The 17,646-nt window shown below is 37.7% G+C and carries 18 protein-coding genes; all 18 read left to right on the top strand.

Annotated features, from left to right (window positions below; all coding sequences use genetic code 11):
• The first annotated feature begins 46 nt into the window (after positions 1-46).
• The 18 genes from AC6UDA_RS04685 (at position 47) to AC6UDA_RS04600 (ending at position 17,642) form a co-directional block, all read left to right on the top strand.
• Complete coding sequence (locus AC6UDA_RS04685) at positions 47-436, top strand: DUF3397 family protein (RefSeq protein WP_500693938.1); 390 nt, start codon at positions 47-49, stop codon at positions 434-436.
• Positions 437-569: 133 nt separating this feature from the next.
• Positions 570-995 carry a division/cell wall cluster transcriptional repressor MraZ gene (gene mraZ, locus AC6UDA_RS04680; protein WP_500696584.1) on the top strand — a complete coding sequence of 142 codons (426 nt, stop codon included), beginning with the start codon at positions 570-572 and terminating at the stop codon, positions 993-995.
• A gap of 16 nt (positions 996-1,011) precedes the next feature.
• Positions 1,012-1,956 (top strand): 16S rRNA (cytosine(1402)-N(4))-methyltransferase RsmH, encoded by a 945-nt coding sequence (rsmH, locus tag AC6UDA_RS04675; protein ID WP_500701176.1) that lies wholly within the window; start codon positions 1,012-1,014, stop codon positions 1,954-1,956.
• 12 nt (positions 1,957-1,968) lie between these two features.
• Complete coding sequence (locus AC6UDA_RS04670; RefSeq protein WP_500693935.1) at positions 1,969-2,352, top strand: cell division protein FtsL; 384 nt, start codon at positions 1,969-1,971, stop codon at positions 2,350-2,352.
• Positions 2,349-4,490 (top strand): penicillin-binding transpeptidase domain-containing protein, encoded by a 2,142-nt coding sequence (locus AC6UDA_RS04665; protein ID WP_500711123.1) that lies wholly within the window; start codon positions 2,349-2,351, stop codon positions 4,488-4,490. Before AC6UDA_RS04670 ends, AC6UDA_RS04665 begins: the two co-directional genes overlap by 4 nt.
• A gap of 21 nt (positions 4,491-4,511) precedes the next feature.
• Positions 4,512-5,468 (top strand): phospho-N-acetylmuramoyl-pentapeptide-transferase, encoded by a 957-nt coding sequence (gene mraY / locus AC6UDA_RS04660; protein WP_500701174.1) that lies wholly within the window; start codon positions 4,512-4,514, stop codon positions 5,466-5,468.
• A gap of 24 nt (positions 5,469-5,492) precedes the next feature.
• The gene (gene murD, locus AC6UDA_RS04655) at positions 5,493-6,869 is read left to right on the top strand and encodes a UDP-N-acetylmuramoyl-L-alanine--D-glutamate ligase (RefSeq protein WP_500706362.1); all 1,377 of its coding nucleotides are present in this window, start codon (positions 5,493-5,495) and stop codon (positions 6,867-6,869) included.
• Positions 6,869-7,981, top strand: a complete 1,113-nt coding sequence (gene murG / locus AC6UDA_RS04650; RefSeq protein ID WP_500701172.1) for an undecaprenyldiphospho-muramoylpentapeptide beta-N-acetylglucosaminyltransferase — start codon at positions 6,869-6,871, stop codon at positions 7,979-7,981. The genes murD and murG overlap by 1 nt, the downstream gene beginning before the upstream one ends.
• A 12-nt stretch (positions 7,982-7,993) precedes the next feature.
• On the top strand, positions 7,994-8,809 hold the full coding sequence (locus tag AC6UDA_RS04645; protein WP_500706364.1) for a cell division protein FtsQ/DivIB: 816 nt from the start codon (positions 7,994-7,996) through the stop codon (positions 8,807-8,809).
• Between the two features lie 99 nt (positions 8,810-8,908).
• Positions 8,909-10,264 (top strand): cell division protein FtsA, encoded by a 1,356-nt coding sequence (gene ftsA / locus AC6UDA_RS04640; RefSeq protein WP_500706365.1) that lies wholly within the window; start codon positions 8,909-8,911, stop codon positions 10,262-10,264.
• A 20-nt stretch (positions 10,265-10,284) separates the two neighbouring features.
• Positions 10,285-11,568 carry a cell division protein FtsZ gene (gene ftsZ, locus AC6UDA_RS04635; RefSeq protein WP_500706367.1) on the top strand — a complete coding sequence of 428 codons (1,284 nt, stop codon included), beginning with the start codon at positions 10,285-10,287 and terminating at the stop codon, positions 11,566-11,568.
• 20 nt (positions 11,569-11,588) lie between these two features.
• On the top strand, positions 11,589-12,005 hold the full coding sequence (locus AC6UDA_RS04630) for a cell division protein SepF (RefSeq protein WP_500693927.1): 417 nt from the start codon (positions 11,589-11,591) through the stop codon (positions 12,003-12,005).
• 11 nt (positions 12,006-12,016) lie between these two features.
• Positions 12,017-12,292: a YggT family protein gene (locus AC6UDA_RS04625; protein ID WP_500693965.1), complete on the top strand. Its 276-nt coding sequence runs from the start codon at positions 12,017-12,019 to the stop codon at positions 12,290-12,292.
• Position 12,293: 1 nt separating this feature from the next.
• Positions 12,294-13,085: a YlmH family RNA-binding protein gene (locus AC6UDA_RS04620; protein WP_500711121.1), complete on the top strand. Its 792-nt coding sequence runs from the start codon at positions 12,294-12,296 to the stop codon at positions 13,083-13,085.
• Between the two features lie 11 nt (positions 13,086-13,096).
• The gene (locus tag AC6UDA_RS04615; protein ID WP_500693925.1) at positions 13,097-13,777 is read left to right on the top strand and encodes a DivIVA domain-containing protein; all 681 of its coding nucleotides are present in this window, start codon (positions 13,097-13,099) and stop codon (positions 13,775-13,777) included.
• Positions 13,778-13,986: 209 nt separating this feature from the next.
• On the top strand, positions 13,987-16,788 hold the full coding sequence (ileS, locus tag AC6UDA_RS04610; protein WP_500711118.1) for an isoleucine--tRNA ligase: 2,802 nt from the start codon (positions 13,987-13,989) through the stop codon (positions 16,786-16,788).
• A gap of 50 nt (positions 16,789-16,838) precedes the next feature.
• Complete coding sequence (locus AC6UDA_RS04605) at positions 16,839-17,042, top strand: cold-shock protein (protein ID WP_500693923.1); 204 nt, start codon at positions 16,839-16,841, stop codon at positions 17,040-17,042.
• Between the two features lie 54 nt (positions 17,043-17,096).
• On the top strand, positions 17,097-17,642 hold the full coding sequence (locus AC6UDA_RS04600) for an NUDIX domain-containing protein (protein ID WP_500711116.1): 546 nt from the start codon (positions 17,097-17,099) through the stop codon (positions 17,640-17,642).
• Positions 17,643-17,646 lie beyond the last annotated feature (4 nt).

The following is a 17,646-nucleotide window of genomic DNA, read 5'->3' as shown; positions in this document are numbered from 1 at the left end:
AAAAATATTGCAAATCACTTATTATACCTAATTTACGAGGTTAAAAATGGTCAATTATATATCTAATCTACATTTATTAGTGGAGTCATTAATTAAGCCTTTATTACTTTTCATTATTATTGGTTTTATTATTATTTTTTTTAAGCGCATTACTAAAAATCGGATGTTTCAACGGCTGAGTGTTCTTGATTCATTTCCAATCATTGGAATTTGGTTAGTTCATGTCATTACTATGACGAGTCATGGATTTTCGTTTTTGCCATTATTCATTTTGGCTTGGATGATAATTGGGATTATCTTTTTGTTTTACCGAGTGATCGATGAAGGACAGTTGTTGCCAAAACAATTTTTAGTTAATTTTTGGCGAATAAGTGACATTTATTGGATAATTATTTTTATATTTTCTTTGATTGTAAAAATTATTATAATACACTGATATAAAAGCATTCCTGGGATTTGTTTTCCGGAGTGCTTTTATTTTTTGTGGATTTTTATGGAGGCAAAGTGGTAGGAAGTGGTTTATTGTGGTAAACTAAATTTATATTTAGGGGAGAAGGGAATGATGAATTATGTTCATGGGCGAATATCGACATAACATCGATGCCAAGGGACGTCTCATCATTCCCGCTAAATTTAGAGATTTATTAGGAGATAAATTTGTCATTACTCGTGGTTTAGATGGCTGTCTTTTTGGGTATACCGAGAATGAATGGCAAAAAGTTCAGGATAAGATTAATGAACTGCCCTTTAACAAAAAAGATGCGCGAATGTTTGCACGTTTTTTCTTTTCTGCGGCCACTGAATGTGATATTGATAAACAAGGCCGAGTCAATATCCCGACCGCTCTTTGTAAGTATGCCGACCTGACCAAAAGCTGTGTTTTGGCTGGAGTATCGACTAGGTTTGAAATTTGGGATGCTTCTAAGTGGGATAGTTATACGGATGAGGCTGCGAGTGAGTTCAGCGATATTGCTGAAAATTTACTTGATGTCTAACTTGAGGTGAATTTTAATGTCTACGTTTAAACATCAAACGGTTTTATTAAATGAGGCTATTCGTGGTCTGAATGTTAAGCCCAATGGAATCTATGTTGATTGTACTCTTGGAGGCGGAGGCCATAGTTCTAAGATATTGTCGGAACTAAAAAAGGGTCATTTATACGCTTTTGATCAAGATCAAGTTGCCATTGATTATAATCAGTCACATTTAGAAAAGTTCTTAAAAGATAATGAAATTACTTTTATTCATGATAATTTTAGAAATTTTAAACGTGATTTGAAGCGTTATGATGTCGTTGGAATTGATGGGGTTGTTTATGATTTAGGAGTTTCTTCACCTCAACTTGATGATGCCGAGCGAGGCTTTAGTTATCAAAAGGATGCTCGTCTTGATATGCGGATGGATCAAAGAAATGATCTAGATGCTTGGGAAGTTATTAATCACTGGTCGTATGAAAAGTTAGTAAAAATTTTTTATCGGTATGGTGAGGAAAAGTTTTCTAAACAAATTGCTCGTAGTATTGAAAAAATTAGAGCTGATCATCCAATTGATACTACAAGTCAGTTAGCTGAAATCATTAAGGATGCCATTCCAGCTCCAGCACGAAGACATGGTGGTAACCCAGCTAAGCGCGTTTTTCAAGCCGTACGAATTGCCGTTAATGATGAGCTAGGCGCTTTAGAAGATTCACTTGAGCAGGCGTTAGATATGTTAAATGTTCATGGTCGGATTAGTGTAATCACGTTTCAATCGCTTGAAGATCGTTTGGTAAAGGGGATTTTTAAAGAAAAAACCACCATTCAAGATTTACCTCATGATTTACCAGTCATACCGGATTCAATGCAACCAAAGTTTAAAATGGTCCAAAGAAAACCAATTTTACCCAGTGCTGATGAACTTAGTCAAAATCATCGATCGCACAGTGCCAAACTCAGAATCATTGAGAAAATTAAATAGGAGGTGGGAACTTTGGCACAAAATGGTCTAGCAAAAAAAGAATATTCAAATGGAAACGCGTATGAAACATATCGAAGAAATCAGATCAATTCAAAGCGAGTTACTACTCCCCAAAGAGAACATAAGTTCAGTCCTAAGCTGGAAATTACAATTTTAGTAGTTGGATGTGCGATGATATTCTTAATGTCGGTCGCATTGGTTTGGACAAGAATTTCACTTTCAGGTGCCGAGCAAACGTTGCAAGATACTGAGAGCCGATCAACAAGAATACATAATACCAATACCGGACTTAAGCAACAGATTGATGAACTTCAAAGTAGTTCACGTTTAGATAAGGTTGCTAAGGGATCGGGATTAAAACTTTCAAATGATCAAATAAGGAACGTCACAAAATGAATAAAAAACAAGAGCAGATAAAAAATCGGAAAAATGCGATTGCTAATCGAAAAAAATTTGGGATGTATTTTCGGATTTTAGTAATTGTAGTTTTCCTGTTGATTTTCGGCTTTTTTTTTAAAAAAGCAATTTTCAAAAGTGCGAATCACGTTAATTTGGCACAGCAAACAAAGAGTTTGTATGCCCAAACTAACGTGATTAAGTCTAAACGTGGAACCATCTATGATAACAATAATCAAGCGTTGGCTGAGGATACTAGTACTTACTCGATTTATGCTATTTTAAACAAGTCGCAAAAGACTAGAGATAATAAACCAGATTATGTAACTAATCCTGAAAAAACCGCTAGGGTCCTTTCTGAAAACTTACCGATTAGTTACAAAGATGCCCTTAAGGCCCTTAAACCAAAGAAACAAGCCTTTCAGGTTGAATTTGGAAATCCGGGAAAAAACATTTCTTTAGTTGATAAACAAAAAATTGTTTCTCATCATTTGCCCGGCATCAAATTTGTTCAACAACAGAGTCGATTATATCCAAATGGGGTCTTTGCATCTCACATTGTTGGGTTGGCTTCTCCAGTTACCAATAACAAGACTAAGGAGACAAACTTAGTGGGACAAATGGGCCTTGAAAAGTCATTTAATAAAGTTCTGAGTGGGACAAATGGGTATGAAGAAGTAAGACATGATAATTATGGTTACGAAGTACCTGATGATAATAAAAAGGAACGACCAGTGGTTAACGGGAATAGTGTTCATACCACAATTGATTCTCGATTAGAATTTCTGCTTGAAAACCAGATGAGTGAGGTACAATCACAGGTTCATCCAAAGAGTATGAATGCCATGCTGATTGATGCTAAGACTGGGAAAGTTTTAGCCGCTGCTCAACGACCAACTTTCAATGCTACAACTGGCAAGGGATTAGGTGGAATTTGGCGGAATACATTAACCCAAGATGCTTTTGAGCCAGGTTCAACCATGAAGATTTTTACGCTAGCCGCTTCAATTGATAGTGGTAATTTCCATGGAAATGAGCGTTATTTATCAGGCAAATATGATATTGATGGTAAGATTGTGCCCGATTGGCTACCAACAGGATGGGGAATGATCACTTATAATAAGGGATTTGCCTTGTCTAGTAACGTTGCCATGGCACATTTGGAACAACAGATGGGGCCAAATACTTGGAAAGATTACATTAATCGATTCCAGTTTCTGAAGAATACTAATTCAGTTTTTGGTGATGATGATTCGGGGAATATGCAATTTAAGTTACCAATTGAACAGGCTAATACTGCCTTTGGTCAAGGTATTCAAGTAACTGCCTTGCAGATGGTGCAAGCTATGACTTCAGTTGCTAATAACGGCAAAATGATCAAGCCAAGGTTTGTTGATGATATAACCAATGATCACAATAAGGTGGTTAAGAATTATAAGGAAGAAACGTTGGGACATCCCATTAAACCCTCAACTGCTAAAGCTGTTCGAAAGCATATGGAAGATGTTGTTTATAAGCCATATGGGATCGGTCAAGATTACAAGATTCCTGGATATCGAGTAGCTGCAAAGACTGGTACTGCTCAGGTAAGTAATGGATCTGGCGGTTATGAGAATGGTGACGATAGTTACCTGTATTCGGTTGCTGGAATGGTACCTTCTTCAAACCCAAGATACATTATGTACGTAAGTATGAAACAACCCACTTTAAACGGTGGAAAGACCGCTACCCAATTGATGGCGCAAATCTTCAATCCAGTTATGCAGCGGGCATTAACCCAAAATACAGATGATAATGCGCAAGTTCCAGATGTCGTTAGTCAAAAGACTGATGTGGCTAAAGACCAACTTAGTAAAAGTCATTTGGAGCCAATTGTGATTGGTGATGGTGACACGGTTACTAAGCAAAGTCCAACGGCGATTGGTGCTGGTTCAGGAGATAATCACGTTATTTTGATCACTAGCGGAGTATTAAAGATGCCTAGTCTTAAAGGTTGGAGCGAAAAAGACGTTCAAACGCTTAGTGATCAATTGGGTATCAAATTAAGTACTAGCGGTAAGGGAAAAGTAGAAAGTCAGAGTATCAATGTAGGTCAAAGAATTACCCCCAAAGCTACGTTGACAGTTAAATTAAAATAAATTTTGAGAGGATGAAAAGTGATGGATTGGTTAATTCCACTAATTGGAGGATTTATTATTACACTGGGACTAACGCCAGTATTAATAAGTTATTTTAGATCAAAGCATGAAGGTCAGATGATCAGGGAGGAAGGTCCCAGCTGGCATGAAAGTAAGAGTGGAACACCCACAATGGGAGGATTAGGTTTCATAATTGCAATCGTCATTACGTGCTTGATCTATGGATTAGTAGTTAGCCAATTGAAGTCAACGTTACTCATCCTAATCTTTGTTCTTGTTTTTTATGGACTAATTGGGATGTGGGATGACTCAATTAAACTTTTTAAGCGTCAAAATGAAGGATTCAAAGCTTGGCAAAAGTTCTTGCTTCAAGTCATTGGAGCACTGGTATTTGCTTGGGTTTACTATGCTGATGGATTTCCAATGTCAATTCGCTTTTTTAACCTCGGCGAGATTCCATTAGGGTATTTCTATGTTTTGTTTATCATTTTTTGGCTTGCGGGCTTTTCTAACGCCGTTAACCTCACGGATGGATTGGATGGATTGGTAAGTGGATTATCAATTATAGCTTTTGGAGCTTATGCCGTTGTCGCTCATTTCCAACACCAGTTTGAGGTTGAAATTTTTTGCATGGCAGTTGCAGGTGCGCTTATCGCATTTCTGCTTTTTAATCACAAGCCTGCCAAGATCTTTATGGGTGACATGGGTTCCCTAGCATTGGGTGGTGCTTTAGCTGCCGTTTCAATTTTGCTTCACCATGAACTTTCGTTATTATGGGTTGGATTAGTATTCGTTGTTGAAACTGCCAGTGTCATCTTACAAGTTACATCATTTAAACTAACTGGAAAAAGAATTTTTAAGATGACTCCCATTCATCATACCTTTGAGTTGATGGGCTGGAGTGAATGGAAGATTGATATTGTCTTTTGGCTAGTAGGTTTGTTTACTGCGATCACTGGCGTTATTACAATGATTTAATTTTTAGGGAGCTTAATTTTAATTATGAAAAACGTGGACAATTATAAAGATAAAAATATTTTAGTTTTTGGGGCTGGCATGAGTGGAACCAATGCTGCTAAACTATTGGTTAAGCTGGGAGCAAATGTCACTTTAACTGATGCAAAACCAGCTGATCAAATTAAAGAATATGATGAATTAAAAGCAGATGGTGTAAGAGTAGTAGCAGGTAAATCACCTCTTTCCCTATTAGATGGAATTGATCTAATGGTCAAAAATCCTGGCATTCCATACGATAATGATTTGGTTAAAGCCGCTCAAGATAAAAACATTCCGATCATTGTGGAATTGGAACTTGCAGCAGAAATCTCAGATGCTCCGATTGTTGGGGTCACGGGTAGTAACGGAAAAACCACCACTACCACCATGATTACTAAAATGTTGCAAGCGGGCAAAAGAGATGGAAGGGCCCTAGATGGTGGAAATATTGGAATTCCTGCCACCAAGGTAGCTCAAGAAGTTAATAAGAATGATGTCTTAGTATTAGAAATTTCGAGTTTTATGTTACTGGGGACTCCTAAACTTCATCCGCATATTGCTGTCATTACTAATATTTTTTCCAACCATTTGGATTACCACAAAACACGTGAAAATTACGTAAATGCTAAGATGCAGATTACTAAAAATCAAACCAAAGATGATTTTCTTGTCATGAATTTTGATAGTGCTGAATGGCGAGAATTAAGCAAGCGTAGTAAAGCTCAAATCGTTCCATTTTCACTCACTGATAAGTACAAAAATGGAGCCTACGTTTCTAATGGCGATATTTACTTTAAAGATGAATTTATTATGCACAAAAAAGACATTCGGGTTCCGGGTGAACAAAACGTTCAAAATGCCTTAGCCGCAATTGCGGTAGCTAAACTGTATAAAATCTCTACTGAAGCGATTGTTTCAGTATTAAAGAATTTTGGTGGAGTTAGACATCGTGTTCAATACGTTTTAACTGCTGACGATCGTGAGTTCTATAACGATTCTAAGGCAACCGACATTGAGGCCACCCAAATGGCTCTAAGAGGATTTGATGAACCGATCGTTTTGTTAGCAGGTGGATTAGATCGTGGCTATACTTTTGATAAACTGGTTCCTGATTTTAAATCTAATTTAGCGGGAATTGTTTTATTTGGTGAAACCGCTGACTTGTTAGAAGATGCTGCCAAAAAAGCCGGTGTTCCACAAATTAAAAAAGTTAAAGACCTTGATGAAGCCGTACCAGAGGCGGTTAAGATGAGTAAACCAGGTGATATCATATTGCTGTCACCGGCTAACGCAAGTTGGGATCAATTTGCAACTTATCGTGATCGTGGGAATGAATTCATCAAAGATGTAGAGAAGTTAACTGGTAAAAAGGAGACTAAATAATGAGAATGATTGTATCCGGGGGAGGAACTGGTGGACATATCTATCCAGCACTTGCCCTAATTGACGCGTTAAAAGCTCAAAAGCCTCATTCAGAGGTTTTGTACGTTGGGTCCGATCGCGGATTGGAAGGTAAAATTGTTCCAGAAAAGGGAATAAAATTTGATGCCTTAAAAATTCAAGGATTCAAACGGAAGTTGTTTAGTCTGTATAATTTTAAAACGATTTGGTTGTTTTTAAAAAGCGTCCAAGAATCAAAAAAAATCATTAAAAAGTTTAAACCTGATGTTGTGGTTGGCACCGGTGGGTATGTTTGTGGAGCCGTAGTATATGCTGCAGCTAAGTTAGGAATTCCAACCGTTATTCATGAGCAAAATAGTGTTGTTGGTCTCACTAATCGCTTTTTGAGTCGTTATGTAGATGAAATTGCCATTGCTTTTGACGATGCTCGAAAACAGTTTCCCGAAAATAAAGTTATTTTCACTGGCAATCCACGGGCGCAGCAGGTGGCTAATATGAAAAGCGATTTTAAGTGGAGTGAGTTTGGTTTAAAAGATGATGTTCCAACGGTGTTGATATTTGGTGGAAGCCAGGGAGCACTAAAAATTAATTCATCAACGGTAGAAGCGATCCCTGAATTTGACCGACGAAAATACCAAGTTGTTTTTGTTACCGGCCAGAAGCGATATCAAGGTGTTAAAAATGATTTAAAAAACGTTAAAATTAACGACAATATCGCCGTTTTACCTTATATTTCAAATATGCCAGCGGTTCTGCCTAAAGTTGATTTAATTGTTGGACGTGCTGGTGCCACTAGTATTGCAGAAATAACTGCCATTGGGATTCCGGCCATTTTAATTCCAAGTCCCTATGTTACCGCGGATCATCAAACTAAGAACGCGATGAGTCTCGTAAAAAATAATGCCGCGATGATTTTGACTGAAAAAGATTTGAATGGGCAATCTTTAGTGACAAAAGTCGATTCTTTAATGCATAACACTGAATTAAGAAAGCAAATGGCTACTAACTCATATGATATGGGAGTTCGTGATGCCGCTGACAAACTTTTAGGCGTTTGTGAGCAGGCAATTGAGAAGCATCATAAAAAAGCTTAACGGGTGATCTTAATGAAAACTAGCGATAATGATTCCAATTCATCAGGTCGGTTGGAGAAGTACCAGGAGAGAAAACAAAGGAAGAATAGTCGGTATCGAGTTGGACACAAAATTCCTGGGATTAGAAAGCAACAACGCAAACAATTAATTAGAGGATTTTTGCCAATCTTATTATTGTTTATAGTAGTAGCTTTAGTTTCGCTCTATTTGGTACTGCCATACAGTCGGGTTTCATCGATTAACATTCAAACCAATCATCAGTTAAAGGGCGAGAATATTAAAGATCAGATACCATTTCGAGTTGGAGATTCGTTGCTAATGGTAAAGAGAAACAAAGCTAAGGCCCAAAAGTACGTGTTAACTCATAATGCGCAGGTTAAGCACGTTGATTTTTCTTTTAAAAAGCATAATCAATTGATGGTAAGTGTAGATGGATATTCGAATCCGGAGTACATTTTTAAAGCTGGGAAGTATTATCCAGTCTATCCGTCAGGTCATGTTTCCAGCGAAGCAGTTAAAATTGATGATCCTAACAATATCTGCACTGTTTCTGGATTTAAGCCAGGAAATGAAATTAGAAATGTGTTAAAGCAATACAAAAAGATTAGTCCATCAATTAGGAATCAGATTAAAGAGTTAAAAAATGCTAATACTAAAAGCAATCCGGAGCGGATTCAAATTTTGATGAAAGATGGAAATGAGATTTACGTCAAAATCAGTACTATGGCAGATAAGATGGCTTACTATCCTGCAATTGCGAAGAGCCTGAAACAAAAGAGCGTGGTTAACATGGAAGTGGGAGCATATTCCTATCCTTTGGGGGAATGAGAGCTCTTTATTAACGTTCATCATGTGTGTTAAAATTAAGTGAGATTATGGTATATTGGATAATTTGTTTCAATAGACCTTATATGGAGGTTCCAGATAATGAACGATTCAAATTTGTACATTGGTTTAGATATTGGAACTACTTCGATTAAAGTGATTGTGGCTGAAAAAGCTAATGGTCAAATGAATGTAATCGGAGTTGGTAATGAAAAATCAACTGGTGTTAGTCGTGGAGTTATTGTTGATATTGATAAGGCTTCAAATGCTATTGAGCGGGCCGTTAGTCAGGCTGAAGAAAAGGCAAGTGTCAAAATTAGCAATGTAATTGTGGGCATCCCAGCTGATCAGATTAAAATTGATAAATGTTCTGGGATGATTGAACTCCCCGACCAGTCTGAGGAAATCACAAACGATGATGTTGTTGACGTTTCTGAGTCTGCTATTGACACCAACCTTCCACCTGAACGTGAAGTGATCGATCTAACTCCAGATGAATTCATGGTGGACGGCTTTGACGGTATCCAAGATCCACGGGGCATGGTTGGAAATCGTCTGAAAATGAATGGCCGAATGATTAGTGGGCCTAAGACTATTATTCATAATATTAAAAAAGCCGTTACTAATGCTGGCTTGAATATTGAGGCATTGGTTGTCGATCCCCAGGCTGAAGGAAAATATATTTTAAGTGAATCAGAGCAAGAGTTTGGAACAATATTGATTGACCTAGGTGGAGGACAATCAACAGTTGCGGTTATTCATGACTTTGAACTCAAGTACGCCAATGTTGATCTTGAGGGTGGACAATACATAACTAAAGATATTTCTTCAGTATTAAACACTTCTGCCGCTAACGCTGAAAAGTTGAAGCGTGGATATGGATATGCTGATGTTGATCAAGCTAGTGAAGATAATGAGTTTCCAGTCGAAGTTGTTGGCCAAGGACAACCAGTTAATGTAAGTGAGAAATTATTAGCTGAAATTATCGAAGCACGAATCGATCAAATCTTTGGTAGACTCAAAGATGATCTTGATGGAGTTGAGGCATTAAGTCTTCCTGGTGGGATTGTGCTAACCGGTGGAGTAGCTTCTATGCCAGGGATTGCTGAATTAGCCGCTAATACCTTTGGTGTTAATGTCAGGGTTTATATTCCCGACCAAATTGGTTTAAGACATCCCTCACTATCGTTAGCATTATCATTAGTTAATTATGGTGGTAATTTAAGTCAAATTGAACGGTTAGTACGTTCAGCATTTGACCATGGTGAATTCGCCTATAATGACAACGGAAATGCCAGAGAAGTTGAACCTCAATCTAAACCAAGCGTATCTGGATCCATTCCCTTTAAGCAAAAACGTCAGAATAAAACTGCAAAACAAAAACGTGAAAAGAAACCAAAGAGTGATAAGAATTTAGGCGAAAAATTAAGTGGCATTGTACACCACTTTTTCGAGTAACGCGGGGGTATTGATAAAATATGGACTATTCAATGGATGCAAATAAAAATAATGGTGCAACAATTAAGGTCATTGGAGTTGGTGGCGGTGGTGGAAACGCCGTTAATCGAATGATCGAAGAGGGCGTTAAAGGAGTCGAATTTATTGCCGCTAACACCGACCTACAAGCTTTAGGAAGTTCTAAAGCAGAAACTAAGATTAATCTTGGACCCAAGCTCACCAAAGGATTAGGAGCTGGATCAAACCCAGAAGTTGGATCAAAAGCAGCTGAAGAAAGTGAAGAAGCCATTACTGATGCCTTACACGATGCTGACATGGTGTTTGTTACGTCAGGAATGGGCGGAGGAACTGGAACTGGGGCAGCTCCGATTGTTGCCAAAATTGCTAAAGATGCTGGTGCGTTGACAGTTGGAGTTGTGACTCGTCCCTTCGTTTTTGAGGGACCAAAACGTGATCATAACGCTACTGAAGGAATTGAAGCCCTTAAGCAAAACGTTGATACTTTAGTGGTGGTTTCAAATAATCGTTTACTAGATATGGTGGATAAAAAGACTCCAATGATGGAAGCCTTTAAGGATGCCGATGATGTCTTACGTCAGGGTGTTCAAGGAATCACTGATTTAATTACTAGTCCCGGGGTTGTTAATCTGGATTTTGCTGATGTAACAAGTGTAATGCAGAATCAAGGATCCGCTCTTATGGGAGTGGGTGCAGCAACCGGTGAAAACCGAACTGAAGAAGCAACTAAAAAGGCCATTAATTCACCATTATTGGAAGTTTCAATCGACGGAGCTCAACAAGTTTTGCTGAATGTAACTGCTGGACCAGAGTTATCACTTGCTGAGGCACAAGATGCAGCTAATATCGTATCTGATGCAACGTCAAATGATGTTAATATCTTCTTTGGAACTTCGATCGATGAAAACATGGGGGATGAAGTTAAAGTTTCAGTAGTTGCTACTGGAATTCAGACTGGGGATCCAGACCGTTCTGCTAGCCCAGCACTAACTAGGAAGAATCGTTCGAGTACCTTTGCTAGTCCCAAGACTGATAATGCTACTAAAGATAATTCAGCTGATTCTAGTAATGATGATCCGCTTCACAACTGGGACATTAGTGATAACCAAAACGAAGTTAGAAATGCTGATTCATCAGATAATGACAAGTTTTCGAACGTGGAAAAGCAAGACTTTGAACCATTTGAAGCTGGAAATAATTCTGATTCAAATAATAATGATAGTGGAAACGACAATGATAATGTCCCTCCATTCTTCAGATATCGGAACCGAAATAATAAGCAATAGTATTCGGAGAGGAGCTAGTAATGTCATATAATTTTAAGCGTTTTTTTGGTCTCGATGATAATAACGAGACTTATGAAGACGACGACTCAAACCAAAATAATGTTGATAGCGTTCGATCTGTAAAAAATAATCCGCGTAAGGTCGTATCAATGAGTAAAAGTGATATTTCTAATAGTAAAATTGCTGTTATGGAACCCCGAATTTATGCTGACGCAAAAAGTATTGCCAGTAAATTAATTGGTGGGAATGCTGTAATTGTTAAAATGGACGGGGTTAGTAATGAGTCCGTCAAAAGAATCGTTGATTTTTTAAATGGGACTATTTACGCTATTGATGGAAAAATAAGACGAATTGATGAGAAAATTTTTCTCTGTGCTCCTAACAATTTTGATATTGATGGCGCAATGGACGAAAAGTTCAATAGTAGGTTAGGATGATTTAATTGGTAATGGTAATTACTTGGATTGCACAGATTATTAATTATGCAATTCAGATTTATATGTTGGCAATCGTAATCGATGCTTTACTGACATGGTTTCCAGGTGCCTCACAATCTCGATTTGGCCAGTTTTTGGGTCGGATCGTGAATCCCTTTTTAGATTACTTTAATTTTGCTCACATTGGGATGTTAGGATTTGGGCCAATATTGGCCTTAGTTGTACTTCAACTTTTACAGTTTGGGGTAACCTACATTGGAAATATTATCATAAGTTTGGTCGCATAAAATGGGTGTTGAAAAAAATATTGAACAACATTTTAGAAAATCCGAATTACCGTTCCTTCAAACTGCAAGTGATTGGATTGATAGTGCGAATTCTGAGTATCGTCCAGTTCTTACTAGTTTTCTCAACTCAAGGGAGTGCTATTTACTTCAGACTTTGGTAAATCGTTATCCTAGTTTGAAGCTGTTGACGTTTGGTGGATATCAAAATGCTGAGATGAAACGAGGTCTGATTTATCCAGACTATTTTGTGCCGAAGTTTGATGATTATGAATTATCACTAATTGAGATTCAATATCCTGAAAAATTTGCGTCTATCCATCACAATCAAGTTCTTGGAAGTTTAATTGGGAGTGGGATTGAACGTAAGGTTCTTGGTGATATTCTAACTGATGGGGAACGTTGGCAATTTATTTGTGAGAATGAAATGGCTAAGTATTTGATAAGATCAGTTGATCGTATTGGTAAAGTAAAGGTTGATTTAAGCCAAATTAATTTTAGTCAAATTGTTCAGCAAAAAGATGACTGGATAGTAGATTTTGTTACTTTACCATCATTTCGTTTAGACGTTGTTATTTCGATTGGTTTTCATATCTCTAGAAGTATGGCTAAGAGTCTGATCGAGCATGAAAAAGTTCGCTTAAATTGGTTTGAGTTTACTAAATCAAATTATGAAATTAAAGTTTCTGATATGATTTCTGTCAGAGGATACGGTAGAATAAAGGTAGTGGGATACAATGGCCACTCGAAAAAGGGAAAATTAAAAGCTGAATTAAACGTAATAAAAAATAAATGAGGAGGGATATTATGACGCTAACGGCTCAAGATATTCATGATAAAAAGTTTTCACTAAAAATGAGGGGATACAGCATTGATGAAGTCAATGACTTTTTAGATCAACTCACTAAAGATTACCAAATTCTGCAAGATGAGAATGAGGAGCTTAAAAGATCATTAAAGAAAACCAAAAAAGACCTCACTTACTATGATGATTTAAAAAATTCTTTGAACCAATCGATTTTAGTTGCCCAAGAAGCAGCTGATAAGGTTAAAAAGGACGCAGAAAGTGATGCAAATGAAATCAAACAAAAGGCTCAAGAGCAAGCCGATTCTATTTTAACTGAAGCTACTGCTCAATCAAATGAAATCATGGGTAACACTTCGAAACAGGCTCAAAGTCTTTCGATTGCGACTGATGATTTTAGAAATAGTGTGAAGGATTTCCGTCAAAAGATGATTGGAATGCTTAAAAGTCAGTTAGACTTTGCCCAGAGTGAAGATTGGAATAAATTACTCGATTCAAGTAATTTTAGCAATTATGATGAGATTCAAGATGCTGTGAAGAATCTTGACAAGCAGGCTATTGGCAGTGTAAACTCATCTAGTAATGATTCTTCAAAGGGTGATCAATTTGTTGTAGAGTCGGTTTCAGGACCATACACGGATCCGACAGTTGAAATTTATCCCAATGATAAGCTACATAAATAATGATAGATTGAAGATAGAAAGTTGCTAATGGTCTTTTCAGCGAATTAGGGTTGGTGTGAGCCTAAAAAAGTAATTATTAGCAAAAGATCACTTCGTTAATAGTCTATGATGCAATGAGAAAATTAACGGTTGTTAATTTTGAATTTGGGTGGTACCACGAAGACTTCGTCCCTATTAGGGCGAGGTCTTTTTATTTTGAGGAGGATACTATGAGAATTAAGGATACGCTAAACTTGGGTAAAACTAAGTTTAAAATGAGAGGAAATCTTCCCGTTAAAGAGGTTGAACGGGAAAAAGTATGGGAAGATAATCAACTTTATCAACAACGGCAAAAACTGAATGAAGGCAAACCATCGTTTGTATTACACGATGGACCTCCGTATGCTAATGGTGATATCCATATGGGACACGCCATGAATAAAATCACCAAAGACATTATTGTTCGATTTAAATCCATGAATGGATACCGTGCTCCTTATGTTCCGGGATGGGATACTCATGGACTACCAATTGAACAGCAACTTAAAAAGAAGGGCTATAATCGCAAAGAGATGTCTACGAATGATTTTCGTAAACTTTGTCACGATTATGCCTTAAAACAAGTTGACCAACAGCGTGATGAATTCAAACGTTTAGGTGTTTCAGCGGACTGGGATAATCCATACCTTACTTTAATGCCCGAATATGAAGCGGCTGAAGTACGTGTTTTTGGTAAAATGGCTGATCGAGGCTTGATTTATAAAGGACTTAAGCCGGTAATTTGGTCTTGGTCATCGGAATCCGCACTAGCGGAAGCAGAAGTTGAGTATCATGATGTGACTTCTCCGTCGGCATTTTTTGCTGAAAAAGTGATTGATGGAAATGGAATTTTAGATGATGATACTTATATGGTTGTCTGGACTACGACGCCCTGGACGATTCCTGGTTCTGAGGGAATTACCGTTGAACCCGACTTTAACTATTCGATTATTCAACACGATGATGACCCGAAAAAATATGTTATCGGAACCGATTTACTTGATAAAGACGCAGAAATGTTCGGATGGGAAGACATCAAAACCTTAAAGACGGTCAAAGGAAAGGATTTAAACAACATTAAAGCCCAACATCCGTTTGATAAAGACCGTCAACTGGTTGTAATGAACGGCGATTTTGTTACTAATGACTCCGGAACTGGGTTAGTTCACACTGCTCCTGGATTTGGTGAGGACGACTATAACATTGGGATGGAATACGGTTTAGATGTATTTGCTCCTGTAGATGCTAAAGGATACCTCACTAAAGAAGCTGGTCCTGATTTTGAAGGTGTCTTTTATGAGGATGCTAACCAAATTGCTTTGGATAAGTTAAAAAAACAGGGACAGTTAATTCATTACATGCCTTATAAACATAGTTATCCCTTTGACTGGCGAACCAAAAAGCCGGTCATTTATCGTGCTACCCCACAGTGGTTTGCCTCAGTTGATAAGATTAGAAAAGAAATCTTGGATGCCGTCGATACGGTTGGATTTAACCCTGATTGGGGCCAAAAGCGACTCTATAACATGATTCGTGATCGTAGTGACTGGGTCATTTCTAGACAGCGAGTTTGGGGAGTTCCACTACCAATTTTCTATGGTGAAGATGGAGAACCAATCATTACTGATGAGACGATTGAACACGTTGCTAGTTTGTTTGGTAAATATGGCTCCGATATTTGGTTTGAAAGGGAAGCCAATGATCTTTTACCAGACGGATTTACTAGTGAGCATTCACCAAATGGTAAGTTTACCAAAGAAAATGACATTATGGATGTTTGGTTCGATTCTGGTACTTCTCATCAGGGCGTTTTGGCTGAACGCCCTGAATTGACGTATCCATCTGATCTCGTTGTTGAAGGATCCGATCAATACCGTGGTTGGTTTAACTCTAGTCTGATTACAAGTGTTGCCTATGCCGACATTGCACCTTACAAACATGTTTTATCACAAGGATTTACCCTGGATAAAAAAGGTCACAAAATGAGTAAATCACTTGGAAATACGATCGCCCCAAGTGATGTTATCAAGCAAATGGGAGCTGACATTGTTCGTTTGTGGGTTACCACTGTTGATACTTCAGCTGACGTGCGGGTATCAATGGGTAATTTTAAGGTCGTTTCTGATAGTTATAAAAAGATCAGAAATACAATTCGGTATATGTTAGCTAATACAAGTGATTTTGATTCAGAATCAGATTCGGTTAAGTATGAAGACATGAACCATGCTGATCAGTACATGATGCTTCGCTTGAATCAATTAATTAAAAACGTTAAAGATGACTACAACAAGTACGATTTCATGAGTATTAACAAGGAGTTACTGTCATTTATTACTAGTGATTTGTCGGCTTTCTACTTGGATTTTGCAAAAGATATTTTGTACATTGATCCTAAGAATGGTCACAGACGCCGTTCAATGCAAACGGTTTTATACGAGGTCCTAGTTGCTTTAACGAAATTAATGACTCCAATCATCCCCCACACGACCGAGGAAATTTGGAATTTCTTAAATGAACCAGAAGAATTTGTTCAGTTGGCTGAAATGCCAGAAGTTAAGCACTTTGACAATGAAGATGAAATTAGTCATCAGTGGGATCAATTTATGAAGTTGAGAAAGAACGTGTTGAAAGCCATGGAACTGGCTCGAGATGGTAAAGTCATTGGTAAGCCGTCTGAAGCTAAATTGACTTTGTATGTTGATGATGCAACTAAGAAGCTTTTTAACGATTTAGGCGTGGATATTGCTCAAATCTTGATGGTTTCTCAATTAGAGGTTAAATCAATTGATGAAGTTGACTCGGATGCGGATCGATTTGATGATAACTTAGCAATTAAAGTAGAGCATGCCAAAGGTGAGACCTGTGTTCGTTGTCGTCTCATTAAGCAGGATGTTGGTTCTGACCCAGATTACCCAGAGTTCTGTGGTCGTTGTGCTAAGATTGTTAAAGAAGAGTTTCCAGAAACAGCAACAGACGGATTTGAAGAAAAGTAATGGAATCGGGATTTGATCCCGATTTTTTATTAACAAAGGGGTAAAACGAAATGAAAGGTACGATTAAAAGTTACGAAAGGGATAAGGGATTTGGGTACATTGAGGTTCCTAATTCTGATGACATTTTCATGCATATTACTGGGATTATTTCTGGAAATCCAAAGCAAATTAAGCCCGGTGATCAAGTTGATTTTGTGAAAGCCATGGGACAACACGGCTTTCAGGCTGCTAAGGTGGTTTTACATCAAGATTAAAGCAATTGCATTGGGGTTATATTATGGTTAAACTATTTTTGGAAGGTGATTATTATGGATTTTGAAGAAAAAGTAATTAGTAGTAAACCGGTTTATAATGGACCAATTGCTCAAGTAGAAGAACAGCAAGTTAAGCTTCCAAATGGACACCTGGCCTCTAGAGAGATTATTCACCACTGTAAATCAGTAGCAATGCTTGCAATCACCTCAGACAATAAAATGATTTTAGAGAAACAATGGCGCGCCCCAGCAAAACAAGTGATGATTGAAATCCCTGCAGGTAAATTGGATGATCGCGACAATGATTCACCGATTCATGCCGTTAAAAGGGAATTAAATGAAGAAGTTCGATATAACGCTAAGGAAATTAAAGAGCTTTATTCATTTTATCCATCAGTTGGAATTTCTGATGAGTATATGTATTTGTACTTAGTGGAGGGATTAACCCCAGTGAAGACAAAGTTACCTAGAGATCCTGGTGAATTTTTAGAAATTAATGAGTATACGCTAGATGAAGCCAAACAAATGATGAAAAGTGGCAAAATCATTGATGCTAAGACAATTATGGCAATCCAATACTGGGAATTGATGCAGAAATAGGCGG

It is taken from the genome of Fructilactobacillus sp. X8R4C1 (assembly GCF_059900905.1).
This window is presented reverse-complemented; position numbering and strand designations above follow the sequence as displayed.